This window comes from Pseudomonas tohonis (assembly GCF_012767755.2).
GTDB classification, from domain to species: Bacteria; Pseudomonadota; Gammaproteobacteria; order Pseudomonadales; family Pseudomonadaceae; genus Metapseudomonas; species Metapseudomonas tohonis.
In genome coordinates, this window is record NZ_AP023189.1 from 1,693,632 (window position 1) to 1,716,628 (window position 22,997).

Annotated in this window: 27 protein-coding genes; 10 read left to right on the forward strand and 17 right to left on the reverse strand. The window is 67.6% G+C overall.

Annotation, left to right across the window (positions count from 1 at the left end; all coding sequences use genetic code 11):
- Positions 1-71: 71 nt before the first annotated feature.
- The gene (locus tag HSX14_RS07875) at positions 72-2,411 is read right to left on the reverse strand and encodes an LTA synthase family protein (RefSeq protein WP_173176465.1); all 2,340 of its coding nucleotides are present in this window, start codon (positions 2,409-2,411) and stop codon (positions 72-74) included.
- Positions 2,412-2,667: 256 nt separating this feature from the next.
- Between HSX14_RS07875 and HSX14_RS07880 the strand changes: the two genes are divergently transcribed.
- Both HSX14_RS07880 and HSX14_RS07885 read left to right on the forward strand, forming a co-directional pair.
- Positions 2,668-3,507 (forward strand): CvfB family protein, encoded by an 840-nt coding sequence (locus HSX14_RS07880; protein WP_173176467.1) that lies wholly within the window; start codon positions 2,668-2,670, stop codon positions 3,505-3,507.
- Positions 3,508-3,697: 190 nt separating this feature from the next.
- Positions 3,698-3,967 carry a DUF3509 domain-containing protein gene (locus tag HSX14_RS07885; protein ID WP_111260655.1) on the forward strand — a complete coding sequence of 90 codons (270 nt, stop codon included), beginning with the start codon at positions 3,698-3,700 and terminating at the stop codon, positions 3,965-3,967.
- A 166-nt stretch (positions 3,968-4,133) separates the two neighbouring features.
- On the opposite strand, the gene HSX14_RS07890 is transcribed toward HSX14_RS07885, so the two are convergent.
- The 3 genes from HSX14_RS07890 to HSX14_RS07900 form a co-directional block, all read right to left on the reverse strand.
- A complete protein-coding gene (locus HSX14_RS07890; RefSeq protein ID WP_173176469.1) occupies positions 4,134-4,457 on the reverse strand; it encodes a hypothetical protein in 324 nt (107 codons plus the stop codon).
- 275 nt (positions 4,458-4,732) lie between these two features.
- Positions 4,733-5,191, reverse strand: a complete 459-nt coding sequence (locus HSX14_RS07895; protein WP_173176471.1) for a DUF4124 domain-containing protein — start codon at positions 5,189-5,191, stop codon at positions 4,733-4,735.
- A gap of 77 nt (positions 5,192-5,268) precedes the next feature.
- Entirely contained in the window at positions 5,269-6,204 is a 936-nt protein-coding gene (locus HSX14_RS07900) for a DMT family transporter (protein WP_173176473.1), read from the reverse strand.
- Positions 6,205-6,326: 122 nt separating this feature from the next.
- Here HSX14_RS07900 and HSX14_RS07905 point away from each other — a divergent pair, with 122 nt between their 5' ends.
- On the forward strand, positions 6,327-7,241 hold the full coding sequence (locus tag HSX14_RS07905) for a LysR substrate-binding domain-containing protein (protein WP_173176474.1): 915 nt from the start codon (positions 6,327-6,329) through the stop codon (positions 7,239-7,241).
- Positions 7,242-7,252: 11 nt separating this feature from the next.
- Here HSX14_RS07905 and HSX14_RS07910 read toward each other — a convergent pair whose 3' ends face one another.
- The 3 genes from HSX14_RS07910 to HSX14_RS07920 all read right to left on the reverse strand — a co-directional run bounded on the left by HSX14_RS07910 (position 7,253) and on the right by HSX14_RS07920 (position 8,519).
- Positions 7,253-7,807, reverse strand: coding sequence for a magnesium transporter (locus tag HSX14_RS07910; RefSeq protein WP_173176476.1), 555 nt, complete (start codon positions 7,805-7,807; stop codon positions 7,253-7,255).
- Between the two features lie 226 nt (positions 7,808-8,033).
- Positions 8,034-8,210 carry a hypothetical protein gene (locus tag HSX14_RS07915; RefSeq protein WP_173176478.1) on the reverse strand — a complete coding sequence of 59 codons (177 nt, stop codon included), beginning with the start codon at positions 8,208-8,210 and terminating at the stop codon, positions 8,034-8,036.
- 99 nt (positions 8,211-8,309) lie between these two features.
- Positions 8,310-8,519, reverse strand: coding sequence for a cold-shock protein (locus HSX14_RS07920; protein ID WP_021216916.1), 210 nt, complete (start codon positions 8,517-8,519; stop codon positions 8,310-8,312).
- Positions 8,520-8,816: 297 nt separating this feature from the next.
- Here HSX14_RS07920 and def point away from each other — a divergent pair, with 297 nt between their 5' ends.
- Both def and HSX14_RS07930 read left to right on the forward strand, forming a co-directional pair.
- Positions 8,817-9,356, forward strand: a complete 540-nt coding sequence (def, locus tag HSX14_RS07925) for a peptide deformylase (RefSeq protein WP_173176480.1) — start codon at positions 8,817-8,819, stop codon at positions 9,354-9,356.
- Positions 9,357-9,456: 100 nt separating this feature from the next.
- Positions 9,457-11,007, forward strand: coding sequence for a ComEC/Rec2 family competence protein (locus HSX14_RS07930; protein WP_173176482.1), 1,551 nt, complete (start codon positions 9,457-9,459; stop codon positions 11,005-11,007).
- A 97-nt stretch (positions 11,008-11,104) separates the two neighbouring features.
- Here HSX14_RS07930 and HSX14_RS07935 read toward each other — a convergent pair whose 3' ends face one another.
- From HSX14_RS07935 to HSX14_RS31390, 3 genes are all read right to left on the reverse strand, one after another.
- Positions 11,105-11,443 carry a DUF2025 family protein gene (locus tag HSX14_RS07935; protein WP_111264850.1) on the reverse strand — a complete coding sequence of 113 codons (339 nt, stop codon included), beginning with the start codon at positions 11,441-11,443 and terminating at the stop codon, positions 11,105-11,107.
- Positions 11,444-11,591: 148 nt separating this feature from the next.
- Entirely contained in the window at positions 11,592-12,128 is a 537-nt protein-coding gene (locus tag HSX14_RS07940; protein WP_228723557.1) for a hypothetical protein, read from the reverse strand.
- Positions 12,129-12,298: 170 nt separating this feature from the next.
- Positions 12,299-12,430, reverse strand: a complete 132-nt coding sequence (locus tag HSX14_RS31390) for a hypothetical protein (RefSeq protein ID WP_256604897.1) — start codon at positions 12,428-12,430, stop codon at positions 12,299-12,301.
- Positions 12,431-12,720: 290 nt separating this feature from the next.
- Between HSX14_RS31390 and HSX14_RS07945 the strand changes: the two genes are divergently transcribed.
- The 3 genes from HSX14_RS07945 to HSX14_RS07955 all read left to right on the forward strand — a co-directional run bounded on the left by HSX14_RS07945 (position 12,721) and on the right by HSX14_RS07955 (position 16,001).
- Positions 12,721-13,518, forward strand: coding sequence for a PP2C family protein-serine/threonine phosphatase (locus HSX14_RS07945; protein WP_173176484.1), 798 nt, complete (start codon positions 12,721-12,723; stop codon positions 13,516-13,518).
- 22 nt (positions 13,519-13,540) lie between these two features.
- Entirely contained in the window at positions 13,541-15,085 is a 1,545-nt protein-coding gene (locus HSX14_RS07950; RefSeq protein WP_173176486.1) for a serine/threonine-protein kinase, read from the forward strand.
- A 61-nt stretch (positions 15,086-15,146) separates the two neighbouring features.
- On the forward strand, positions 15,147-16,001 hold the full coding sequence (locus tag HSX14_RS07955; protein ID WP_173176488.1) for an FHA domain-containing protein: 855 nt from the start codon (positions 15,147-15,149) through the stop codon (positions 15,999-16,001).
- A gap of 35 nt (positions 16,002-16,036) precedes the next feature.
- On the opposite strand, the gene HSX14_RS07960 is transcribed toward HSX14_RS07955, so the two are convergent.
- The 4 genes from HSX14_RS07960 to HSX14_RS07975 all read right to left on the reverse strand — a co-directional run bounded on the left by HSX14_RS07960 (position 16,037) and on the right by HSX14_RS07975 (position 17,754).
- Complete coding sequence (locus HSX14_RS07960) at positions 16,037-16,456, reverse strand: DUF4019 domain-containing protein (protein ID WP_173176490.1); 420 nt, start codon at positions 16,454-16,456, stop codon at positions 16,037-16,039.
- On the reverse strand, positions 16,453-16,749 hold the full coding sequence (locus tag HSX14_RS07965) for a hypothetical protein (protein ID WP_173176492.1): 297 nt from the start codon (positions 16,747-16,749) through the stop codon (positions 16,453-16,455). The genes HSX14_RS07960 and HSX14_RS07965 overlap by 4 nt, the downstream gene beginning before the upstream one ends.
- Positions 16,750-16,777: 28 nt before the next feature.
- The gene (locus HSX14_RS07970; RefSeq protein ID WP_173176494.1) at positions 16,778-17,026 is read right to left on the reverse strand and encodes a hypothetical protein; all 249 of its coding nucleotides are present in this window, start codon (positions 17,024-17,026) and stop codon (positions 16,778-16,780) included.
- Positions 17,027-17,148: 122 nt separating this feature from the next.
- Positions 17,149-17,754, reverse strand: a complete 606-nt coding sequence (locus HSX14_RS07975) for a glutathione S-transferase (RefSeq protein WP_173176496.1) — start codon at positions 17,752-17,754, stop codon at positions 17,149-17,151.
- A gap of 127 nt (positions 17,755-17,881) precedes the next feature.
- Between HSX14_RS07975 and HSX14_RS07980 the strand changes: the two genes are divergently transcribed.
- Entirely contained in the window at positions 17,882-18,781 is a 900-nt protein-coding gene (locus tag HSX14_RS07980) for a LysR substrate-binding domain-containing protein (RefSeq protein WP_173176498.1), read from the forward strand.
- A gap of 62 nt (positions 18,782-18,843) precedes the next feature.
- Here the strand turns inward: HSX14_RS07980 and HSX14_RS07985 are convergent, their stop codons facing one another.
- A complete protein-coding gene (locus tag HSX14_RS07985; RefSeq protein WP_173176500.1) occupies positions 18,844-19,236 on the reverse strand; it encodes a hypothetical protein in 393 nt (130 codons plus the stop codon).
- 345 nt (positions 19,237-19,581) lie between these two features.
- Entirely contained in the window at positions 19,582-20,847 is a 1,266-nt protein-coding gene (locus HSX14_RS07990) for an OprD family porin (protein ID WP_173176502.1), read from the reverse strand.
- Positions 20,848-21,061: 214 nt separating this feature from the next.
- On the opposite strand from HSX14_RS07990, the gene HSX14_RS07995 reads away from it, so the two are divergent.
- Positions 21,062-22,393 carry a CSLREA domain-containing protein gene (locus HSX14_RS07995; protein ID WP_173176504.1) on the forward strand — a complete coding sequence of 444 codons (1,332 nt, stop codon included), beginning with the start codon at positions 21,062-21,064 and terminating at the stop codon, positions 22,391-22,393.
- Here the strand turns inward: HSX14_RS07995 and HSX14_RS08000 are convergent.
- Positions 22,372-22,863: an Lrp/AsnC family transcriptional regulator gene (locus HSX14_RS08000; RefSeq protein ID WP_173176506.1), complete on the reverse strand. Its 492-nt coding sequence runs from the start codon at positions 22,861-22,863 to the stop codon at positions 22,372-22,374. The two genes, HSX14_RS07995 and HSX14_RS08000, sit on opposite strands and share 22 nt — an antisense overlap.
- Positions 22,864-22,997: the final 134 nt, after the last annotated feature.

Below are 22,997 nucleotides of genomic sequence, written 5' to 3' on the forward strand. Positions count from 1 at the left end.
GCCGCTCCCGGGCAGCGGGACTGTGCGTCGGTTGCTGGCAGGCCTGGGGGGCAGGCCCCGCCAGGGGGCGGTCAGTGGACGCGCATCTCCAGGTCGCGGACGGGTTCGGGCAATGCGTCGCCTGTGCCCTCCAGGGGCGTCTCGAGGCTGCCCTCGCCGTTCTCGGGTTGCTTGGCGAACAGGCCGATCAGCTTGGAAATCGGATGGCGCGGCGGTGCGGAGTCGGCGACCTGGCCGCCATTCTCCAGCGCTTCGGCCGGCGCCGGCAGCGGCTCGGTGACCACGCGGAAATCGGTGATCTCGATGGTGCCCTTGCCTTCGGCGAGCAGGTGGAAGGAGAAGGCCTTGCGTGCCTGGGGGTTGTCGAAGGCGAAGGCGACGGTCACCGGCTTGCCCTGCACCAGCCGCGGCATCTCGGGGATGGGCAGCGCCACGTCGCGCTCGAATTCCTTGGTCTTGAGCTGCAGGCGCGCGCCCTGGCGGTCCATGCGCAGGACCTTGATGGTGAGCTGGACCTGGGTACGGCTGTTCTTCGGCAGTTCCAGGTACTGGGCGCCGATCAGGTTGTCGGCCCAGTCGTCACGGGCCTTTTCCTTGAGGCGGATGCGCTCGCGGGTGGCGAACTGGTATTCCTGGCCGAGGGTGCCGCCCAGCAGCGACTGGTCGAGCAGTGCGGCGCGCTGGCTGACCAGGCGTGCCTGCTTGCCGCTGAAACGCCCGAGGAAGCGCGCCTCGTCGGCGATGAAGCCTTCGCTGCGGTAGCGCCGGCAGACCTGCTGGAAGTCGCACTCGGTGAAGGTCTCGTGGCCGTCGTGCTGGCGCAGCATGCCGTTGGTGTAGGACATCATCTCGCGGCCGCTCTCGTAGTCGCGGAACAGCGAGCGGCCGGAGAGGTTCTGCGGCACCTCGTAGCCGAAGTAGTCGAGGATCGAGGCGGTCAGGTCGACGTGGCCGTACACGCCGCTCTTGATCGGCGGCAGCGAGGCCTGTTCCGGGGCCAGGACCAGGTTGAAGCCCCAGGCGGAGGCGAGGCGGACCTTGTCGATGCCATGGGATTCGTCCGAGGTGATGACCACCAGGGTGTCCTTGAGCACGCCCTGCTTTTCCAGACCGGTGAGGAAGGCGTCGACGGCGTCGTCGAGGTAGGCGATGGCGGCCTTCTTGGCATCCGGGTAACGCGCCAGGTACTCCTCGGGAGCCGAGTAGGGCTGGTGGGTGCCGACGGTGAGCAGGGTGAGCATCCAGGGCTTCTTCTGCTGGCGGATCTGCTTCACGTAGCCCAGCGCGCCTTCGAAGAAGGCCTTGTCGTCCATGCCCCAGGGGAATTCCAGGTAGGCCTTGTTGCGGAACCAGTCACGGCCGAGGGTCTTGTCGAAGCCCATCTGCGGCATGATCTTGTCCTTGGCCATGAAGCGCAGCCCGGCGCCCTGCAGGAAGTGGGTGGCGAACCCGTGCTGGTGCAGCTGGGCGGGCAGGCAGTCCTTGGCCCGCGAGGGGTTGTTGAGCAACTCCAGGCCCTTGGGCGTGCCGGAGTCGAGCTTGCTGTAGTCGCCGCAGAGCATCGAGTACAGGCCGCGGATGGTCTGGTGGCTGTGCAGCACGTAGTCCGGGGTGGTCATCGCGCGCTCGGCCCACTGGCTGAGGCGCGGCATCAGCGATTCCTGGTAGCGGCTGTTGATCGCCGCGCGGTTGGCGGCGATGTAGGCGCCGGGGATGCCTTCCAGGGTGATCACCAGCACGTTGCGCGCGCGGCCGGGCTCGGCCAGCAGCGAGGTGCCGGAGAGGTCGAGGCGGGCGAGGCCGGCGATGTCCGGCGGGGTTTCCGGCTGATCGCCGTCGAGCCAGTCCTCCACCGCCAGCTGGCCGCTGTTGAGGGCGCCGGCCAGCAGCTTGTGCGGCAGGTTGAACTGCTGCCACTGCTCGGCTTCGCTCGGGTGCAGGTACTGGATGCCGGCGTGGGCGGCCAGCAGGGCGACGGGCAGCGCCAGCCAGGCGCGCGCCGGGCGCTGCGTGGGGCGGCGCCAGAGCAGGGCACAGGCCAGCAGCGCGATGGCGAGCGCGATCGCCAGCCAGGGGTAGGTGAGGCCGCCGCCCTGGGTCGAGTGGCCGACGAATTGCGGGTCCATCAGGTACTTGAGGTCGCTGGGCTCGGGCATGCGACCGACGGCGCCGACCAGTTCGGCGGCGCCCAGGGTGATCAGGCTGGAGGCGACCATCACCGGCAGTGCCAGCCACAGCGGGCGGCGGTACAGCAGTGCGATCAGCAGCGAGCCGATGGCCAGGTCCGACAGGTAGCCGAAGCCGTCGCTCCAGCCCAGCCACCAGCGGCCGGCGAGCGGGATGATCAGAAATAGAACGCCAAGGGACAAAAGGTGGAGCGACGAAGACAGCCAACGGCTGGAAGGGCGCACAGGAACTCCTGAGATCAGGCAGCGAGAATCCACGAGGGTGATGGACAGAAAAATGGGCGATGGTCGATCGCGGACATGATTCTGAAACATCGTTGTGCTTACGGCCAGTAGACAATCCGTCGCGAGGCGAATTCTGTGCGCCAGGGTGTTTCCGCGGCGAGGCGACGGAAGGCGGCAAAGCGGGCGCGGAGGGCGTGCATGGTCCGGTGGCGCGGCGGCCTGTAGAATGCCGGCCTTGTTCATTGAGGTAAGCAAGATGGCTCTGATCGGGCGATTCAACTCCCTGCCGGTGGTGAAGCACACCGAATTCGGCCTGTACCTGGACGGCGACCAGGATGGCGAGATCCTCCTGCCCAAGCGCTACATCCCCAAGGACCAGAGCACCGAGATCGGCGACTGGCTCAACGTCTTCGTCTACCTGGACAGCGAGGACCGCCTGATCGCGACCACGCAGAAGCCCAAGGTGCAGGTCGGCGGTTTCGCCAGCCTCAAGGTGGTGGAGATCAACCGCATCGGCCTGTTCCTCGACTGGGGCCTGCCCAAGGACCTGCTGCTGCCGCATTCGGAAGAGAAGCGCCCGCTGCAGGTCGGCGACTATTGCGTGGTGCACGTCTACCTGGATCGCCGCACCCGCCGCATTACCGCCACCGCGCGCCTGGATCGCTACCTCGACACAACGCCGGCGCGCTACAGCGTCGGCCAGGAGGTCGAGCTGCTGGTGGCCGACGAAACCGACATGGGTTTCAAGGCCATCATCAACGACCGCCACTGGGGCCTCATCCATCGCAACGAGATCTTCAAGTTCCTGCGCAGCGGCATGCGCGAGAAGGGCTTCATCCGCGAGGTGCGCGCAGACGGCAAGATCGCCCTCAGCCTGCAGCCGGTGGGTGAGAAGCTGGCCAGCGGCCTCAACGAGCAGATCCTGGAGAAGCTCCGCGAGGCCGGCGGTGCCCTGGACGTCAGCGACAAGAGCCCGCCGGAGGTGATCTCGCGGCTGTTCGGCGTCAGCAAGGGCAACTTCAAGAAGGCCATCGGCGGCCTCTACAAGCAGGGCCTGATCCGCATCCATGACGACCGGATCGAGCTGGTCGGCTGAGCCCCTCTCCTGGCGCCGTGCATTGCATTTTGCCCGGTCGAAAACCGTTCGATCGGGCAATTTGCACGGAATTCGCGTCTTGTGAAATTCTCAACCCATTGATTTATCTGGGGTTTTCGTTGTCAGAGAACTGGCACGACGGCTGCAATGAAACCCCTCAGGATAAAAAAGCTCATTGGGAGTGAATGATATGGGTCTCGACATCAAGAAGTTGGCCAAGGCCTTTCCGGATTATGAGTTCAGCGCCCAGCTGCGCCCCGACGGCGGCTATGTGGTGGCGCTGGAGAAGGACGGCATCCGTTTCCAGCGGGTGGTCCCTGCGCTGAAGGTCGCCGAGCAACTGGAGTGGACCATCAGCACCATCAAGCGCGACATGGCGCTGGAGCTGGGTGAAGTGCCGCCGGTGGAGTCGCTGAAGAACCTGCACAAGACGCCGCTGCCGCGTTACTTCAACGCCTGATATACCGCAGCGAAAACGGCCATCAGCCTGGGTTGATGGCCGTTTTTTTATGCCTGCGTCCATGGCATTGCAGAAGGCCGTGATGCCGGGGCGGCTCCAGCCGCCCACGGCGCGCAGCGCCGCTATCGCACGGACGCGCTCACTCGCGAGCGGCCCTCCCGTCCCATCAGGTCTCGACGCCCTGGACCGGCGGCATCATCTGTTCGTCCTCGCCGGGTTCGCGCTTGTCGGCCTGCTGCGGCAGCTGCTCCTGCTCCTGGCCCGGTTGCGGCTTGCCGAGCCAGTCCTTGGCGGATTTCTGCGCCTCGTCCACCTGCTTGTTGACCTGCTCCACCGCTTCGCTGATGGCTTCGCGGGCGACGTTCTCGGCGGCTTGCTGGGCCTTGTCGGCGAGCTTGTTGGCTGATTCTTCGGCGAGGTCGCAACCACCCAGGGCCAGCATCAGGACGCTGCCCAGGGCGAAGGACGTGAAGCGGGAGGCGGGTTTCATCGGGGTACTACTCCGTGGTGGCCGGGCCTGTCGAGCGTGGCCCTGGGACGCGCGGCATGATCGAACAGGACGGCGCGCGGTGGAACGCCCCGGCGTGGGGAAACTGTATGCGGAGATGACAGGCCGCAGGGAAGGGGAACAGCCTCGGGCCCCCAGCGGCGACTGTATTGGGCCCGAGGCTTGAGGCCGTCGGTCAGCCGGCCTCGTACTCACTGACTGGCGAGCGGTGGGGAAGGTTCCCGAGTGCCGCCGATCAGCCGCCCTGTGGCGACCTTTCAGCGGGGGCTGGTCTTGTTCCGCTCCTGCAACTGGCGGATCTGCTGCTCCATCTGCTGCATGCGCTTGCGGTCGTAGTCGCGGTCATAGCTCTCGCGCTTTTCCCGCTCGGCTCTCTCGCGCATCTCGCTGACCCGTGCGTCGCGGCTCTGGCTGGCGCTGTCCTCGATGACGGTGACGCGCGAGCCTCGGGCCGATGAGCGGTTATCTTCGCCGCCGTCGTCGTTTCGCGGGCGTGGCTGGCCGGCGCTGCCCTGGATGTCGACCTGCGGCAGGTTCACCGGAGGCGGTGCCACGCCGGAGGGCGGCGCGGGTTCGATGATGCGCGTGGACTGGCCTTCGCTGGCCGGGCAGGGCACGGCGGAGTAGCTGGTGGTGCCATCGTTGCCGACGCATTTGAAGACCTGGGCCTGTGCCAGGACCGGCAGCAGGCAGAGGCCGAGCAGGGTGGATCTCAAAGTGCTTCCCTCACTTCGTTCAAAACGGCCGACAGGCTAGCAGCCGGGCCGTTCGCGCGAAAGTGCGCCCTTGTCGCTCAGGTGCCGGCGTCCGCCGTCCTGCGCCGGGCCAGGCGATCACGCACGAGCTCGGCGCCGCTGACCAGCAGCAGGCCGGCCAGCACCAGCAGCGCGCCCAGCATGAAGGGGGTGGTCAGTGGCTCGCCCAACACCAGCACGCCGAAGCCGACACCGAACAGCGGCGTCATGAACGACAGCATCGACAGGCGCGAAGCGAGGTAGCGGCGCAGCAGCCAGAACCAGGCGACGTAACTGAACAGCGCCACCACCACCACCTGGAAACCGAGGCTGAGCAGGGCCCGGTCGCTCAGGTGCAACTGGGTCTTGCCGGTGGCGAAGGCCACGGCGAGCAACAGCACCACGGCGCCGGCGAGCTGGTAGAAGAGGGTCTTCACCGGCGCCGCTTCGGACAGCGAGGAACCCCGGATGAGCACGGTGGTGGCGCCCCAGGCGATGGCGGCGATCACGCCCATGGCGTCGCCCAGCAGCGTGGCGCCGGCGTCGTTCCCCGGGTTGCCGAGGAAGGCGAGGGCGATGCCGCCGAAGGCCACCAGCACGCCCAGCCATTGCAGGGACGACAGGCGCTCCTCCGGCAGGATCAGGTGCAGGCCGAGGGCGGCGAAGATCGGGGCGGTGTAGAGGAACACGCCGATGTGCGAGGCGGTGCTGCGCACCAGGCCTTCGGAGATGAAGAGGAATTCCAGGGCGAACAGCAGTCCCACGCCCAGCCCAGGCAGCAGCGTGCCGTCGCTGAAGGCGCCGCGGCCCTCGCGGTATAGGGTGATGATGCCGAGCACCAGGGCGGCGACACCGGAGCGGATCGCCAGCTGCATGATCGCGGAGACGTCGTCGTCCACCAGCTTGATCGACACCTGCTGGAACCCCCAGATCAGGCACAGCACCAGCATCAGGCTGCAGGCGAACAGGTCCAGGGGCAGGCGGCGGGCTTTCATCATCGGTCTCGCAGGGCAGGGGCCGCAGACTCGCGGCCAAGGCGGGCAGGATCGCGTCACGCCACCTTGCATTCAAACGATGTTTTGTCATCATGCTTTGACTTCAACTCAAAGCAGAACCCATGCGAACGCCTTCGCTCATCGCCCTGCGCGCCTTCGAGGTGGCGGCCCGCTGCCGCAATTTCACCGAGGCCGCCCAGGCGCTCTCGGTCACCCCCGGTGCGGTCAGTCGGCAGATCCGTCTGCTCGAAGAGGAGCTGGGCGTCAGCCTGTTCGACCGCACGCGCAATACCGTGACCCTCAACGACAACGGCCGGCGCCTGGCCGCCACCGTCTCCCAGGCCTTCGAGCTGCTGGCCCGTGGTGCCGATGAGCTGCGCGGCGACCGCGAGGGGCCGGTGCACATCAGCTGCGCGCCTTCCATCGCGTCCCATTGGCTGATGAAGCGGCTCAACCAGTTCTCAGCTGCCAACCCGGACATCACCCTGAGCCTGGAGGCCACCGAGGAGCTGGTGGACCTGGAGCGCGGCGAAGCCAGCCTGGCGATCCGCTTCGTGACCGCCGGCACCCGCCTGCCTTCCAGTGAGCTGCTGTTCCGCGAGGCCTTCTTCCCGGTGTGCAGCCCCGCCTACCTGGAGCAGCATCCCCTGCGCCGCCCCGAAGACCTGGTGGGCGCGCGCCTGATCCACGCCACCTGGAAGAGCGCCACCCGCCTGAGCATTCCCAGCTGGGGCGACTGGTTCGACAGCAACGTGGGCCCCGGCGTGGACGCCTCGGCGGGCATGCGCTTCGGACTGATCGGCCATGCCATCCAGGGCGCGGTCGCCGGCCAGGGGTTCGCCCTGGGCTCCACCGCGCTGGCAGGCGACGACGTCGCCCAGGGGCGGCTGGTGCTGCCCTTCGGGCCGGACCATCGCATCGCCACGCCCTGGGAATACCGCCTGGCCTGGAGCCGCAAGGCCGCACCCGGCGAGCGCCTGCGTCGCCTGATCGACTGGCTGGTGGCGGAAGCCCGGAGCAGCGCGGCGGGCATCTGAGCGCGGCGTCTTCAGATCATCTTGCGCAGGCGATGCAGCTGGTGCTGGACGGCGATCGCCCAATCCGGCGGGGCGCTGCCGGTTCCCGCCATCCGCAGCATCGGGTGATGGCTGACCACCTGTTGCAGCACGGCTTCCTGGGTGGGTTTCACATCGACGAAGAACACGTGCTTGCCCTCGTGCAGGCGCTGCTCGAAGCGCTTGAACACGGCGCTGGGTGTCTGCATGCCGAACAGGCTGCCTTCCCAGATGCTGAAACCCAGCAGGGCGGCGGCGAGGAACAGGAAGGGGATCCAGCCGGCGCGGGTCTCGGTCCAGCCGCTGGCCCAGGCGACGCAGACCACCAGGGCTGCGAGGGCCAGGCCGATCAGGCTGCCGACCAGCCCGGAATGGACCACGTCCTTCTTCATCAGGGAGGAGACATCGTGGAGGTGGTGGCGCTCGACCTCGGCATCGCGCTCGCTGAGCACGTGGATCTGCTCGGTGTCGATGCCGCTGGCTTCGAGTTCGGTCTCGACCTTTTCCAGGTCGTTGAGGTTGTCGCTGATGTAGTAGTGGCGGTTCATGGCAAACCTCCCGTTTCGCGGTGGATCGGCCCCCTGGTTGGCTGACGGTCCCTGTGGCGCTGATAGTCAGTCTAATACTGCGGGCAGGAGCGGGAGGCGCCGCCGCCGGGCGGTTGCGCGAGGTGAAGCGGGCGAAGGGGGGATGCAGGCGGGGAGGGGATGGCGCGGTGTCGAAGCTGCGCCCGGCGAATGAGCGTGCTCACTCGCCAGGGGGCGCGGAAGGGCGTTACTTGCCGATGCGGATGTGGCGGCTCGGCGCGCCTTGGCCACTGACGCCCTTGGCGATCTTCTGGATTTCACCACCGGACTTCAGGAAGGCAGCGACCTGCTCGGCGATCGACTCGCTGGTCTCGACGGCGGGCGGGGGCTTGGGCTTGCTGCTGTGGGAGTTCTTGATACGCATGGGGGCTCCTTTTCAAGGACAGTGCCGCAGGGCTCGGCGGTGAAAAAATACCCTGAAAAAAAAACCGGCCCGAAGGCCGGTTTCCTTGTACGGCAGTGATCAGATCACTTGTACTTCGTCGGCTTGCATGCCCTTCTGGCCTTGCACGGCGATGAAGGAGACCTTCTGGCCTTCCTTCAGGCTTTTGAAGCCGGCGCTCTGGATGGAGCGGTAGTGAACGAACAGGTCCGGGCCGTTATCGGTGGTGATGAAGCCGAAGCCTTTTTCATCGTTGAACCACTTGACGGTGCCAGTTTGACGATCAGCCATTTTGAAACTCCTTGAACAAAGTTGACACGGCGTTGGAACTTTCCAGGCCGGACTGAGCGCAAAGAGTGGATAAATCGAAGGGTTGAAACCGTGGATCGATTTACGGTGACACATGCAGCACAGTGCGCAACACCATACCCGTCCTCGCGGGGATTGCCTACAGATTTATTCGCATCTCGCCAAAAGGCTTTCGCCGCCGGCCGTCCCGCTTGCCCGTCGCGTTGCGCTGGAGCCTTGCAAAGCCGCGTGGTTGCTGGCTTCATCCGTTCCTTTCAACGGCCCTGCGGAGAGTGACCGATGATCCGAGAAATCCTCAGGATGGGTGACCCGCGCCTGCTGCGCGTCGCCCCTCCGGTGCCTGCCGAACTCTTTGGCAGCGATGAATTGCAGCGCCTGATCGCCGACATGTTCGAAACCATGGAGCACGTCGGCGGCGTCGGCCTGGCGGCACCGCAGATCGGCGTCGACCTGCAACTGGTGATCTTCGGCTTCGAGCGCAGCGAGCGGTATCCCGACGCACCGCCGGTGCCGCCCACCATTCTCCTCAACCCGGTCATCACGCCCCTGGGCGATGAGCTGGAGGAGGGCTGGGAAGGCTGCCTCTCGGTGCCCGGCCTGCGCGGGGCGGTGAACCGCTACCGGGCGATCCGCTACCAGGGCCTCGATCCCGAGGGCAGGCCGATCGACCGCAGCGTCGAGGGCTTCCATGCGCGGGTGGTGCAACACGAGTGCGACCACCTGATCGGCCGCCTGTATCCCTCGCGCATCACCGACTTCTCCAAGTTCGGCTTCACCGAGGTGCTGTTCCCGGGCCTCGACCCCGCCGCCGACGACTGAGCGCTCCCGACCTTCGTCGGGACCTCGCCGTACGGCCGGCAACCTGCCCATCGCTCTTCTATGCTCCTGCGCGCCCACCATGCGCAAAAGGAGCCTGAGCATGACCACCACCGCCGCCGTGCTTGCCGTCGACCTGGCCAACGTCTACGACGCCCCCAAGGCCGGCAAGCTGCTCTACACCCTGGCCTGGGGCGACTACGTCGATGTGCTGGAGGTGACCGACACCCACCTGCGCATCGCCACCTACACCTACCAGGAGCGCTCCGACGGCAGCATCCTGCCGGTCGCCACCGAGGCCTGGCTGGTGCCGCCGAAGTCCGCGCGCCGCAACGGGCGTCGCTTGAAACCGGCCGACCTGGTGATCCCGCGGGCGGACAGCCGGGTGCTCAAGGTCAACTTCGTCGACGTGCAGCAGGGCGATGGCGCGGTGATCGAGAGCCCCGGCGGCAAGGTGATGCTGGTGGATGGTGGCGACAACCAGATGTTCGCGCGCTACCTGGCCGCGCGTTATCGCGGTTCCCGCGCCGAGGCGCCCAAGGTGATCGATTGCATCCTGGTCACCCACGGCGATGCCGACCACTTCTCCGGCCTGACCCAGATCCAGCGCTCGGAGACCAACAACGAACCGCGCAAGCGCCTGTTCATCGAGCCTCGGCGCATCTACCACAACGGCCTGGTCAAGCGCTCGAAGACCGGGCGCAAGGAAACCGAACTGCTCGGCCCCACCCTGGACGCCGACGGCCTCAAGTTGCTCACGCCGCTGCTGGACAGCCCCCTGCAAGTACCGGCCGAGGAGATGAACAACGACTTCCGCGCCTGGCGCAAGGCGCTGGAGGCCTGGGAGGCACGGGCTGCGCAGCTGGGGCGCCCCGGCATCAAGTTCCGCCGCCTGTCCGAGGGCCAGCACGACGCCTTCGATTTCCTGCGTGACGAGGACATCGACGTGCAGGTGCTCGGCCCGCTGCTCAGCGAGGCCGGTGGGGCGAGCGGCCTGCCCTTCCTCGGCAGCACGCCGTCCGGGCCGCGCGTCGGCCACGAGTCCCTCGACATCGGCGCCGAGGGTTTCGCCGGTTTTTCCGCCTCGCACACCATCAATGGCCATTCCATCGTCTTCCGCCTGCGCTACGGCGGCTTCAACTACCTGTTCTGCGGCGACCTCAACGACGAAGCCGGGCGTACCCTGGCGCGCCAGCACGATGCCGGCGAGATCGACCTGCGCGCGGAGGTTTTCAAGGTGCCGCACCACGGCTCGGCGGATTTCTCCGGCGGCTTCTTCAAGCGCGTCGAGGCCATCGTCAACATCGTCTCCAGCGGCGATGACCCGATGAACGAGTACATCCACCCCCGCGCCACCCTGATGGGCGCGCTCGGCCGCTACTCGCGGGTGGACGAGCCGCTGGTGTTCGTCACCGAGCTGGTGGCCTTCTTCCGCCTGGAGGGCTGGGCGCATCTTTCCGACAAGGAGAAGGCGGAGAAGCGTGGCGACTTCTTCGCCTTCAGCCGCAGTGCCTACGGCCTGGTCAAGACCCGCACCGACGGCAAGCGCCTGCTGGTCTACACCGACAGCGGCAAGGCCGATCTCAAGGAAGCCTATTGCTACGAACTGGACGCCGACGGCGTGCCGCAGCCGGCGGTGGTGATCAAGGTCTAGCCCCTGTCGAAGAACGACCGCGCCGCCTCGCCTGCCTTCTTCAACGGCCCGCCAGGCCGCGCGGGCAGGCAGCGCTGTGCGACGCGGGGGAAACGGCTCAGGCCGTCAGGGTGGACGGCTTGAGCTGGCGCTCGGCGGTGATTTCCGGCAGGTCCTTGCGGCGCATGTAGACGCGCAGGGGCTCGGTGACATTGAGGCGATCGTCGATGTTCTGCTCCAGCAGCAGCTGGATCAGCTCGCGCTTGAGGGTCATGGTGCGGTCGCCGTGGGGCTGCCAGACGAATTCGCAGGCCGGCATGATGCTGTCGTTGTCCACATCCATGCCGAACGAGTCCTCGCTGAAGCGCACGATGTGCCGCCCGGTCTTGGTGTTGAAGCCGACGAAGCCGTTGAGCTGGTCGGCGGCGGCGCAGATGCCGCTGGAGGTGATGCTCATTGGGTAAACCTCGCTGTGGGGTCCGGGGACCCGGGTCAGGTCTACACGCGCAGGCGAAGCGATGGCCCGGTCTGGCGCCGGGCTCGGCGGGGGATTGTGCAACAGGTCGTCGCCCGGGGGAGGACGGTGGATTGCCGCAGGCGCGCCGCTACGGCTCCTGTGCCGGGGCGGGCGGCGGGGGCGCGACCAGGGCGTTGACCACCGCCAGGGCCTTCTCGAATGACGGGTAGCCGCTCTTGGCCACGTCCAGGTTGGCGTAGTCGGCGCGATACAGCTCGGCCTTCAGCGGGTCCGCCTCGCTGATCAGGAAGGGCTCGGCGTAGATCTTGTAGAGCAGCGCGGTGGCGTGGGGGTGGTGCTTCGCGGCGGCCCGTTCCAGCAGGCTGAGCACTTCCTCCACCTGCGGGCCCTCGTGGATCTTCAGCACCGCCTGGTAGAAGGGCACCTCGCCGCGCTGGTCTTGCGCCTCGGCACGGCTGAGCAGGGCCGAGGCCAGCTCGAAGTTGTCCGGCTCGCCGGAGGCGACCAGCATCTTCGCCTGCAGCATGTCGTTCTGGTATAGCAGGCGCTCCTCGCGGCATTGCTCGCCCGACATCGGCTCGTCGCAGGAGTGGGAGGCGCATCCGGCCAGCAGCAGCGGCAGGCCCAGCGCGAGCATCCATGCATTGGTACGTTGGTAGACCATCGATCGTCCTCGGACCCCGGAAAGTAGGTGCTTCGACCCGTGCCACGGCGCGCGGTTCGCCCGCATGCGAAAGCGCCCGGCACCGGGTGGCCGGTACCGAGCGCTGTCGAGTTGAACCCATGGATGGCGGCCGGGCTCGCCCGGGCCGCCTTCCCCCTTGCCGCTACGCCCTAGGGCAATGCCCCGTGGCTGCCCAGCAGGCCATCGCCATGCTTCTTGTCACGCTTGGCCATGCGCTTCTCATGGGCGCTCTTCAGCGGCTTCTTCTTGCTTTCCTTCTTCGCGTTCATGCCTTTGCTCATGCTGCTTCTCCGTCAGGGGTTGGGGGTGGCGCATCCATGCGATGCAACGCTCTCGATCACCCGCACCTCCTTCGGCTGCCAGAGCCGGCCATTTGCTGCTACACCCAGAAGCATAGTCGGGAAGCGGCGACCTGCAGGCCCGCGCAAAGCCTCGACTGCTTAACACTTGGGCATGGAAAACCGCGACAGCGCACGCCCGTGATCGCATCATGCGGTGTTGCGGTGACGGGCCCCCGGGCGCGGCGCCGGATGAGTTCACGCGGTGGCAGTACGGACGGGAAAGCATGGGAATGACGCCTGGCCAGGAACCCCTGGGCTATGCGGCGCAATCGGTCGCCGGACGGGTTCGCGATCACAACGAGGATGCGCTGCTGTGCAGGCCGGCGCTCGGCCTCTGGGCGGTCGCCGACGGCATGGGCGGGCACAGCTGCGGCGAAGTGGCCAGCGCCATCGCCCTGGAGACCCTGGAGCGCGAGCTGACCCGGGGCCTCGACCTGGAAGCGGCCGTGCACGCGGCCAACCTCGCGGTGCTCGAGGCTGCCGAAGGGCTCGACGACGAGCGCCGTGGCATGGGCACCACCCTGGTGGCGGTGCGCTTCCAGGGCACCGATTTCGAACTGGCCTGGGTCGGCGACAGCCGCGCCTATCGCATCGACGCCGCCGGCATCCACCAGATCAGCCGCGACCACAGCTGGGTCCAGGCGCTGGTGGACGCGGGCCAGATGACCCCCGAGCAAGCGCGCACCGATGCGCGGCGCAATGTCATCACCCAGTGCCTGGGGCGCGACGACCAGGCGCTGGAGGTCGGCCTGCTCAGTGGCAGCCTGCTCCCCGGCGAACTGCTGCTGCTGTGCAGCGACGGCCTCAGCGGCGAGCTGGACGACGAGGAGATCCATGCCCAGTGCAACAAGGCCCGGACGCTGGACGGTATGGTCGATCAGCTGATCGTACTAGCCAATAGCCATGGCGGCAGGGACAATATCTCCTGCATCGTGCTGGGCCTGCCCGCGCAGGAGCAGGAACCGGCCAAGGCCCCACCCCCGCGTTCCTTCCTCAGCCGCTTGTTCAACCCCCGAAAACCACGATGAATCCGACGCGCATCGACTCCCTATGAATGACAGCTTGCTAGAAATACCCGGCTACAGCGTGCACGGCCGGCTGGGCAAGGGCGGCATGGCCGAGGTCTACCTCGCGACCCAGGAGTCGCTGCATCGCCAGGTGGCGATCAAGGTGCTGCAACGCCTCGACGACGAAGCCTTTGCCAAGCGCTTCATCAAGGAAGCGCACCTGGTCGCGTCCCTGCACCACCCCTCGATCATCACCATCCACGACATCGGCCAGCTCGCCGACGGGCGCTACTACATCGCCATGGAGTTCGTCGCCGGTGGCGACCTGGCGCAGCACCGGGGCGAGCGCTTCGAGCCGCAGCGGGCGCTGGACATCGTCCGGCAGATCGCCGCCGCGCTGGTGGTGGTGCATGACAAGGGCATGGTCCACCGCGACATCAAGCCGGCCAACATCCTCTTCCGCGAGGACGGCACCGCGGTGCTCAGCGACTTCGGCATCGCCAAGGAGCTGGAGCTCGACAGCGAGCTGACCCAGTACAACGTCGCAGTCGGCAGCCCCGCCTACAGCAGCCCCGAGCAGGCCCAGTGCCAGCCGCTGGACGCGCGCAGCGACATCTACAGCCTGGGCGTCATCCTCCTGGAGATGCTCGGTGGCACCAATCCCTTCCGTGGCTCCAGCTACACCCAGACGGTGATGAACCATGTGCAGCAGGAGCCCCCGCGCCTGCACGGCGCCCTGGAGCGCTACCAGTTCCTGCTCGACCGCATGCTGGCCAAGGACCCCGACGAGCGCTTCGCCGACTGCCGCGTGCTGCTGGCGAGCCTGGCCGAACTCAACGAGGGCGAGCTCGACAACACCCGCCTGACCCCCGCCCCCAAGGCCGCCCCCCGCGACGCCAACCCCGCGCGCAAGGCGAAGGCAGCGCCGGCCGCCCCCGCGCAGCCGGCCCCGCGCCGTGGCATGCCGATCTGGGGCTGGGCCCTGCTGGGCGTGCTGCTGCTCGCCATGGGCGGCGGCCTCGGCTACCACCTGCTGCAACAGAAGAAGATCGACGACCTGCTGGCCCAGGCCGAACTGCGCCTGAGCGCCGGCAGCCTGGTGGAGCCGGCCGGCGACAGCGCCGAGCACTACTTCAACCAGGTGCTGGCCCTGGATGCCGGCAACGCCGCCGCCACCCAGGGCCTGGCCCGCGTGCTGCAGGCCCGGGTCGACGCCCTGGTGGCCCTGGGCGACCAGCGCCTGGCCGAAGACCGCCTGCTGCAGCCCGAGGGCGACAGCGCGGTGGCCTACTACCAGCAGGCGCTGGCCCTGCAACCCGAGAACCCGCGCGCATTCGCGGGCCTCGAACAGGTGGCGCGGCGCTTCGCCCTGCTGGCCGAGGAAGCCTACGGCCACCGTGAGTTCGCCCTGGCCCAGGAATACATCAAGGGTGGCCTTGCGGTGGCGCCGGAAGACCCGCAGCTGCTGCAGCTGCAGGCCGACCACGCCAAGCGCGTGCGCAAGGCCCAGGTGGTACGCAGCCAGGCGCGGCAGCAGCAACAGACCGCCAACCCGGTCAAGCGTTTATGGAACCGCATCTTCGACTGATGCGCATCGACGGGCCAGCTGGGTGATCGGCTTGGCGCAACCAGGATCAAGGATTTCGGACATGCTCAGGATTCACTTCGCGGACAATCGCCAGGAACCGGTCTGGCTGGCGGACGAACGCTTCACCATCGGCCAGGACGCCCGCAACCACCTGGTACTCAACGAGGCCGAGGTCAGCCCCTTCCATGCGGAGATCCGCCAGGACCACGGCCTCTACTACCTCACCGACTGCGGTACCCGCAGCGGCACCTTCGTCAACGGCGAGCGCATCGGTGCGCGCTACCAGCTGCGCTCCGACGACCGCGTGCGCATCGGCACTCTGGAGCTGCTGCTGGTCGACCCGGCCAAGGTAAAGCCCAAGGCCGCGCCCACCGCGCGCTGGTTCCTGCAGGTGATCAAGGGCGAGCACGAGGGGCAGAAGTTCCACGTCACCGGCTCCATGACCTTCGGCCGTTCGGTGAAGTGCGAGCTGTGCTTCAGCGACCTGGAGCTGTCCCGTCGCCATGCCGAGTTCTTCCTCAAGGACGACGTGCTGGAGATTAAGGACCTGGCCTCGGCCAACGGCGTGTTCGTCAACCAGCAGAAGGTCGGCACCGCGGTGCTGGCGCCGGGTGACCAGGTGCGCATGGCCTCGGTGACGCTGCTGGTGATCGGGCCCAAGGTGGAAGTGCGCCAGGCCGCCGACGAGGACGCCACCCAGTTCGTCCGCGTGATCGACCTGCCCAAGCCGGTCGCTGCACCACGTCCGGCCAGCCAGCCGGCGGTGGCCAATCCGCTGCGCGCCGCCGCGCCGGCACACGAGGCGCCCGCAGTGGCCGCCTCCAGCGAGGATCGCACCGGGCGCCTGGTGCTGATCGGCGGCATCGTCCTGGCCGTGCTGGGCGTGGCGGCCGTCGTCGCGAAATTCGTCCTGTAGGCCGTGCCTGGCCGACCCGCCCGGGTCGGCCTCTTTCAATCGACGTAGTACCCGGCCACCCGCCACTGGCCGTCGGTGTCGCGCATCGGCGTCACCGTCTCCACCGCCTCGCTGTGGTGCTCGAAGTTGCTGCGGTATTCGAGGATCACGTACTCGCCGTCCGGCAGGCCCGGCAGCTGGGTCGCGTACTTGGCCGACTGCAGCGTGCGTGCCCGCACCGGCCCCAGGGGCGAGCGCAGGTCCACCGCCAGGTTGGTCCAGTCGTAGCGCGTCACCGAGTGACGGAACAGGCTCGCCGCCTGCTGCCAGCTGCGCAGGTAGTCCTCGTTGTCGGCGATGGCCAGCCAGGCGCTCGCGGCGGCCTTGGCCTGCTCGATCTTCTGCGCCTCCGAGGCCTGGGCGAGGGTGCAGGCCAGCAGGCCGAAGGCCAACAGGGCACTGCGTAACATCTTCATCCTTCTCTCCTTGAACGCAGGGGTTGCCGATCTATCCGGTACGCCTGGTGCAGCAGGATACGCAGGGCCAGGCGGCTCTGCGCATCGTTCGGCGGCAGGTCGAACCGGGGCAGCCAGGCGCGCCGCGTACGGATATCCACCCAGCGCCGGGCGCCGCGCACCCGGATGTGGCAGAACGGCCGCTGCCCCAGGTAGAAGCTGCCGGGGCGGGGCTCGCTGATGCAGGGCCAGTTCCTGATCTCTCCCAGCAGTTGACCGAGGTCCGCCAGGGCATGTTCCGGGTTTCGCGCCATGGGTCTTCCGCTCCCGCCGGTCGCCGGCTCAGAACACGTAGCGCGCCGGATTGCCAAGCAGCGACCGTGCCAGCGGCCCGGCCTGGGGCAGCTCCAGGCTGGCCGGCAGGGCCAGGGGCGGGCGCTTGTCGCTGGCGGCAAGGGGCAGGAACAGGTCCTGGGCGTGGCTGGCGTCGAGGCGGGCGAGGGCTTGCCAGTCGGCCGCCGCGAGGGTGCCGGCCAGCGCCAGCACGCCAGCCAAGGCGAGCAGCGAATCGAAGAGGCGGGTGAGTGTCATGGCGACTGTCCCTGTCGGAATGGTGGTCGCCTGTCGCGAGCGGCAGGCCGTCGGAGCTGCCCATCCTAGGCAGCCACCGGCGGCGAATATTGCCTGCTTTGTCGTGGAACTGTGAAGGTTTGTTAAGCCATCGGCGTGGCGAGGAAGGCCGGCAGCCGCTCGGCGCGTTCGGCGAAGGCCGCCAGCGACGGGTAGCCGGCCGGCTCCAGTTCCTCGCGTATCACCAACTGGGCGAAGCCCCAGGCCACCGCCAGGCTGATGCCGTCCTGGCCGATCGCGGCGCCTTCGCCCAGGGGGCGGCGGGCCAGTTCCGCCGCAAGCTCGCTGCAGGCCGCGTGCAACTGGTAGCGCACCCGCTCCAGCCAGGGCGCGTGCTGCTTGTCCTGCGGGCGCAGCTCCTTCTCGTAGACGATCTGCACCGCCTTCTCGCACAGCGCCAGGGCCAGGCCGACCACGCGCAGGGCATGGGCGCGCGGGGCTGGCGCGGCGGGCAGCAGGCTGCGCCCGGCGAGGGTTTCCAGGTAGTCGAGGATCAGGCTCGAATCCATCAGCGTGGCGCCATCGTCGAGCACCAGGGTGGGTGCTTTGACCACCGGGTTGATCGCCTTGAAGGCATCGAAATGACGAAACACCGAAACCGCCTCGTGCTCGAAGGGGATGTCGAGCGTTCGCAGGCTGATGGCGACCCGGCGTACATAAGGGGAATCCAGCATACCGATCAGTTTCATTAACAGGTTCCTTGGCGACGGATTGGAGGCAGCGCCTCGACCAGGTGGGCGGCTCACCAAAAAAATAGCGGCGCGCCGGTGCCGTGAATATCGATACTTTCTGCCGATTCCTGTTAGTTTTCCTTACATGAACCACATGCCTCCACTGGCCTCGCTGCGCAGCTTCGAAGCGGTCGCGCGCCTGGGCAGCATCACCCGGGCCGCCGCCGAGCTGCACGTCACCCACTCGGCCATCAGCCAGCAGATCAAGCAGCTGGAGCTGCTGCTCGGCCTGCCGCTGTTCGTCCGCGAAGGGCGCGGCCTGCGCCTGAACGAGGATGGCCGCCTCTATGCCCTGCAGATCCGCCGGGCGCTGGAGGACATCGGCGAAGCCACCCGCCTGGTGCGCGACCGCCCCGAGCGCGAGGCGCTGACCATCGCGGTGATGCCGTCCTTCGGCGCCCAGTGGCTGCTGCCACGCCTGCCGCGTTTCCAGGCGCGCCACCCGCTCTACCGCATCCACCTGCAAGCCAGCCTCGGGGTGCAGGACCTGCGCCAGTCGGGGATCGACCTGGCCATCCGCATGGGCCAGGGCAACTGGGAGGGGCTGGAGCGGCGCCGGCTGTTCGACGACGAACTGCTGCTGGTGGCCTCGCCGCGCCTCAATGGCGGCGACCTGCCGCAGACACCCCAGCAGGCCCTGCGCCTGCCCTTGATCCGCACCGCCGAGCCCTGGCTGCGCTGGTGCCAGGCGGCCGGCGTGGACGAGCCGCCAGCGGACCTGGGCCTGTGGATAAACGACTCCAACCTGGTGCTGGAGGCCCTGCGCCTGTGCCAGGGCATCGCCCTGGAGCGCCGCAGCCTGGTACAGGGCGCACTGGCACGGGGCGAGCTGGTGCAACTCACCGGCATCAGCGTGCCCTACGCCTTTCCCTATTGGCGGGTGTGGCAGTCGGGCGAGGGCGTGGGCCAGAAGCACGAGGACTTCGGGCGCTGGCTGGACGAGGAGGCCGCGCTCTACCGCGCCTCCATCGGCCAGGCGCCGTGACGCCCGGCGCGCGCCCATGAAAAAGGGAGCCCTGGGGCTCCCTTGTTTCCTGCCTGGGTGGATCAGTCCGCCAGGCGCTGGTCGCGGCGCAGCTGGATCAGGTCGCCCTTGGTGCACTGCTGCGGCTGGGCGGCGGTCAGGTCGTAGCAACGCTGACCGAAGCCCATGGGCCAGTAGATGATCGCGAAGGGCGGCCAGAAGATCGACGCCACGCGAAAGCGCGCGCGCAGCTTGCCCTGCTGCACCAGCGTGCCGTGGCTGTCGGTCAGCTTGTAGGGGATGCCGCCGGCGGAGCTCCAGAAGAACGGGCGGGTGGTCACCATGCCCTGGCTGAACTGCTGGGGGCGCTCGTAGACCGAGACCTTGGTGTCTTCCGGGAGCTTGAAATAGGTGCGGGTGGAGCAACCCCCCGCCACCAGGGCCACCGCGACGATGGCGGCCGTGCGCTTGAACATCTTCACATCCATTCCTTTATCGGTACGACTTCATCCAGGGCGGCCAGGCCGCCGGGCGCGCATGGTGCCCATCTTTGGCTGATGGCGCCAGGCCATTAGTCGGTTGCGGCACCGATCGACAGGTTTTTTGTGCGCGGGTCGAGGTTGAAGCGGGGAGCCCGTCGTAGGCGCGAATTCATTCGCGATGCTTTTATGGCGCGCGCAGGGGGGGGCATCGGGTGGGCGTAGGGTGGCGCGTAGGGTGGGCTCCAGCCCACCGCTTATCCTGTCCATCTCCACTTTTCCCGCTCCACAAAAAAGCCCCGGCGCTTTCACGCCGGGGCTTCTTGGTTCGCGAGGGCTCGATCAGAAGATATTGACCGGGTACTCGACGAATACGCGGACTTCGTTGCCGTCGTCGACGTAGCTGTTGATGTTGTTGGAGGCACGCAGCATGGAGCCGCGCAGCTTCATCTTCAGGTCCTTGGCCGGGCCTTCCTGGACCACGTACTGCACCTGGTTGAAGATCTCGCGCTCCTGGCCGCGGCCGCCCTGGCCGGCGTCGATGTTGTCGCCGCGCACGTAGGCCACGCGGTAGCTCAGGCCGGGTACGCCGTACTCGGCGAAGTCCAGGCCGTAGGCGACCTGCCAGGAGTTCTCGTCCTTGCCGTTGAAGTCGGACCAGTAGGAGTTGGCCAGCCAGATGGTGGTGCCGCCGTCGCCGATGTAGTCGCCGCTCTGGTAGCCGCCGTAGAGGTAGCCGATGTCACCGCTGCTGCGCTGGTGCGCCAGGGTGAAGGAGTGGCCGCCCAGGGCGTAGGTGGCCGCCAGGCTCCAGATGCGGTTGTCGCGCGCGTCGTTGGTGGCGAATTCCTTGTCCAGGCGGGTCTTGTAGCCGTTGAAGTCCAGGGTCACGGACTGGTCGTCGGCCACCGGGATGATGTAGTTCAGGTTCAGGTACTGCTTCTTCAGCACGTCCTTCACGTCGGAGGCGTAGAGCGAGGTGCTGAACTGGTCGTTGAACTTGTAGCTGCCGCCGTACACGTCGATGCGCTTCAGGCCGCCGCTGTCGCGGGCCTCGGCGCTCTTCTGGGCTTCGGCGTTGAAGCGGCCGACGTTCAGTTCCAGGCCTTCGATCTCCTTCGAGGTGATCAGGGTGCCGGTGTAGCTTTCCGGCAGCAGGCGCGAGTCGTCGTAGCTCAGTACCGGCAGGGCGGGCATCTGGTCGCCCACCTTGATCACGGTGTTGGAGATGCGGGCCTTGATGGCGGCGCCGGCACGCGCGATGTCGTCCTGGGCGTGGCCGCTGTCACCGGGCTTGAAGAAGTCGATGCCGGCAGCGCCGACGCGGCCCTTGCCACCGTCCAGGCGCAGGGCGTACAGGCCGAAGGCGTCGACGCCGAAGCCGACGGTGCCCTGGGTGAAACCGGAGCTGAAGTTGCCGATGAAGCCCTGGCCCCATTCCATGCGGTCGGACTTGCCGTGCTTGTAGTCACGGTTCATGTAGGCGTTGCGCAGCAGCACGTTCAGGCTGCTGTCCTCCACGAAACCCTTGGATTGCGCCTGCTCGTCGGCGAAGGCGGGGGCGGAGGCAGCGATGCAGAGGGCGATCAGGCTCAGATTTTTCTTCATTGTCGGTACTGCTCGGTTTTCGAAAGGCGGCGATTCTGAACAACTCGCCCGGGCGGTTCAAGACCGCCAATGGTCAGGGGCCGCGTGGCCGGCGACCTGTCGTCGGCCCGTCGCCCGGCAAGGGGGACAACCGGGGCGCCGCGCAGTCCATTTCTGGTCGGCCCAGGGAAGGGCGCGTTCGGCACCCGCCCAGCCACCGCAGAAGGACTTCCCCATGGCGCCCGACCGATCCACCCGCAGCGCATTTCTTTCCCTGATGCTCGGCCTCGCCTCCCCGGCGCTCGCCGAGGACATCCGCGTCAGCAAGACTGGTGACAGCGACGATGGCGTGTGCAACGCCGACTGCTCGCTGCGCGAGGCCATCGCCTATGCCGCCGCGCAACCCGGCAGCCATCGCATCCAGCTGGCGGAGGGGCGCTACGTCCTGGGCCCCGGCGATGCGGCCCGTGCCGGTGCCGACGACGGGCTGGTGGTCAGCGGCGAGCTGACCCTGGTGGGCGCGGGCACCGGCAAGACCCTCCTCGATGGCGGTCGCCACGGCCGCCTGTTCAGCGTCAGCGAAGGCGCGCGCCTGCACCTTGAGCAACTGAGCCTGCGCAACGGCCGCAGCGCCACCCGTGGCGGCGCCCTGCTCAACGAGGGCGAGACCACCCTGGAGCACGTCGAGCTGCGCGACAACCAGGTCTACGCCATCGACCCCGGCCCCGATCATGGCTGGGGCGGTGCCATCGCCAACTACGGCTGGCTGGACATCCGCTCCTCGTACCTGGTCGACAACCAGGCCTTCTCCGAAACCACCGACGAAGTCCGCGGCGGCGGGCTCTACAACGCCGGCCAGCTGCGCATGCGCAACTCGACGCTGGAGCACAACAACAGCTCCAACGGCGTCGACAACGGCTTTGGCGGCGGCCTCTACAACCAGGGCCTCGCCGACATCGCCCGCAGCACCCTGGTGCGCAACAGCCAAGGCGAGGGCGGGCTCGGCGCGGCCATCCTCAACACCGGTGTGCTGCGCCTGGTCAACAGCACCCTCAGCAACAACCCGACCTACTTCGGCCGTGGCGTGCTGGTCAACGGCCGGCCCCAGGGGCAGGGCGGGGAGGGCGCCCAGGCGTTGCTGGGCAACGTCACCATCGCGGGCAACGGCAACTACGGGCTGATGAACTTCGCCTCCATGGCGGTGCGCAACAGCCTGGTGGCCGGCAACCGCCATATCAACGACGACAGCGAGGTGTTCGTGCGCAACTGCCTGAACCAGGGCCGCTCCTTCGATGTGCGCGGCCTGATGCTGGGCAGCGATGGCCACGGTTGCAGCGCCGACCTGCCGCTGGACGACGCGCTCACCTTCACCCGGGTGCTCGAGCCGCTGAGCGCCGCGCCCGGCGCGCCGCCCCTGCACCCGCTGCGCGCGGGCAGCCCGGCCATCGACGCCGGGGTCGGCACCTGCACCGCCAGCGACCAGCGCAAGGTCCTGCGCCCGCAGGACGGCAACGGCGACGGTGTCGCCGGCTGCGACCTGGGTGCCTACGAGCAAGCCGCGCCCTGAGGCGCCTCGGCGTCGGTGGGGATCTCCAGCCCCACCTTGACGTTGCTCATGGAGACCAGCGTCTTGAAGCGCCGCACGTTGTTGCTCTCGAAGAACAGGCGACGGGTCAGCTCGGTGTACTGCTCCATGGTGCGCACCGCCAGGATCAGCACGAAGTCCCATTCGCCGGCGGTGTAGTAGCACTGCTGCACCTGGGGGCAGCGGGCGAAGCTGCGCTTCATCGCGTCGAGCAGGTCGATGCGTTCGCTCTCCACCTCCACCTGCACCACGAGGGTCAGCGGGTGGTCCAGGTGCTCCGGCTCCACCAGCGCCACCTGGCCGCGCACGATGCCCTCGTCGCGGTAGCGCTTCAGCCGCCGGTTCACCGCAGCGGCGGAAAGGTTCACCCGCTCGCCCAACTCGCTCTGGGGCAGGGTCGCATCGCGCTGGATTTCCGCGAGCAGGCGGCGGTCATAGTCATCGAGGGTCATGGTTGCAATCGCCTGGTCAGGTCGCACAAGTGTGAAATGAAATTCCGCTGGAAGCGCCAATAACGCAAAAGAACGGCAGCGGGTGGGAAATATTATTTCACCACCTCGGTTTCCCCACCCAACCCGGAGCACCC

Bases quoted from the DNA above. Each gene is read 5' to 3' on its own strand.
- HSX14_RS07880 (WP_173176467.1), top strand. From the start codon at position 2,668: ATGGCTCTGATCGGGCGATTCAACTCCCTGCCGGTGGTGAAGCACACC.
- HSX14_RS07885 (WP_111260655.1), top strand. From the start codon at position 3,698: ATGGGTCTCGACATCAAGAAGTTGGCCAAGGCCTTTCCGGATTATGAG.
- HSX14_RS07890 (WP_173176469.1), bottom strand. From the start codon at position 4,457: ATGAAACCCGCCTCCCGCTTCACGTCCTTCGCCCTGGGCAGCGTCCTG.
- HSX14_RS07900 (WP_173176473.1), bottom strand. From the start codon at position 6,204: ATGAAAGCCCGCCGCCTGCCCCTGGACCTGTTCGCCTGCAGCCTGATG.
- HSX14_RS07905 (WP_173176474.1), top strand. From the start codon at position 6,327: ATGCGAACGCCTTCGCTCATCGCCCTGCGCGCCTTCGAGGTGGCGGCC.
- HSX14_RS07910 (WP_173176476.1), bottom strand. From the start codon at position 7,807: ATGAACCGCCACTACTACATCAGCGACAACCTCAACGACCTGGAAAAG.
- HSX14_RS07915 (WP_173176478.1), bottom strand. From the start codon at position 8,210: ATGCGTATCAAGAACTCCCACAGCAGCAAGCCCAAGCCCCCGCCCGCC.
- HSX14_RS07920 (WP_021216916.1), bottom strand. From the start codon at position 8,519: ATGGCTGATCGTCAAACTGGCACCGTCAAGTGGTTCAACGATGAAAAA.
- def (WP_173176480.1), top strand. From the start codon at position 8,817: ATGATCCGAGAAATCCTCAGGATGGGTGACCCGCGCCTGCTGCGCGTC.
- HSX14_RS07930 (WP_173176482.1), top strand. From the start codon at position 9,457: ATGACCACCACCGCCGCCGTGCTTGCCGTCGACCTGGCCAACGTCTAC.
- HSX14_RS07935 (WP_111264850.1), bottom strand. From the start codon at position 11,443: ATGAGCATCACCTCCAGCGGCATCTGCGCCGCCGCCGACCAGCTCAAC.
- HSX14_RS07940 (WP_228723557.1), bottom strand. From the start codon at position 12,128: ATGGTCTACCAACGTACCAATGCATGGATGCTCGCGCTGGGCCTGCCG.
- HSX14_RS31390 (WP_256604897.1), bottom strand. From the start codon at position 12,430: ATGAGCAAAGGCATGAACGCGAAGAAGGAAAGCAAGAAGAAGCCGCTG.
- HSX14_RS07945 (WP_173176484.1), top strand. From the start codon at position 12,721: ATGACGCCTGGCCAGGAACCCCTGGGCTATGCGGCGCAATCGGTCGCC.
- HSX14_RS07950 (WP_173176486.1), top strand. From the start codon at position 13,541: ATGAATGACAGCTTGCTAGAAATACCCGGCTACAGCGTGCACGGCCGG.
- HSX14_RS07955 (WP_173176488.1), top strand. From the start codon at position 15,147: ATGCTCAGGATTCACTTCGCGGACAATCGCCAGGAACCGGTCTGGCTG.
- HSX14_RS07960 (WP_173176490.1), bottom strand. From the start codon at position 16,456: ATGAAGATGTTACGCAGTGCCCTGTTGGCCTTCGGCCTGCTGGCCTGC.
- HSX14_RS07965 (WP_173176492.1), bottom strand. From the start codon at position 16,749: ATGGCGCGAAACCCGGAACATGCCCTGGCGGACCTCGGTCAACTGCTG.
- HSX14_RS07970 (WP_173176494.1), bottom strand. From the start codon at position 17,026: ATGACACTCACCCGCCTCTTCGATTCGCTGCTCGCCTTGGCTGGCGTG.
- HSX14_RS07975 (WP_173176496.1), bottom strand. From the start codon at position 17,754: ATGAAACTGATCGGTATGCTGGATTCCCCTTATGTACGCCGGGTCGCC.
- HSX14_RS07980 (WP_173176498.1), top strand. From the start codon at position 17,882: ATGAACCACATGCCTCCACTGGCCTCGCTGCGCAGCTTCGAAGCGGTC.
- HSX14_RS07985 (WP_173176500.1), bottom strand. From the start codon at position 19,236: ATGTTCAAGCGCACGGCCGCCATCGTCGCGGTGGCCCTGGTGGCGGGG.
- HSX14_RS07990 (WP_173176502.1), bottom strand. From the start codon at position 20,847: ATGAAGAAAAATCTGAGCCTGATCGCCCTCTGCATCGCTGCCTCCGCC.
- HSX14_RS07995 (WP_173176504.1), top strand. From the start codon at position 21,062: ATGGCGCCCGACCGATCCACCCGCAGCGCATTTCTTTCCCTGATGCTC.
- HSX14_RS08000 (WP_173176506.1), bottom strand. From the start codon at position 22,863: ATGACCCTCGATGACTATGACCGCCGCCTGCTCGCGGAAATCCAGCGC.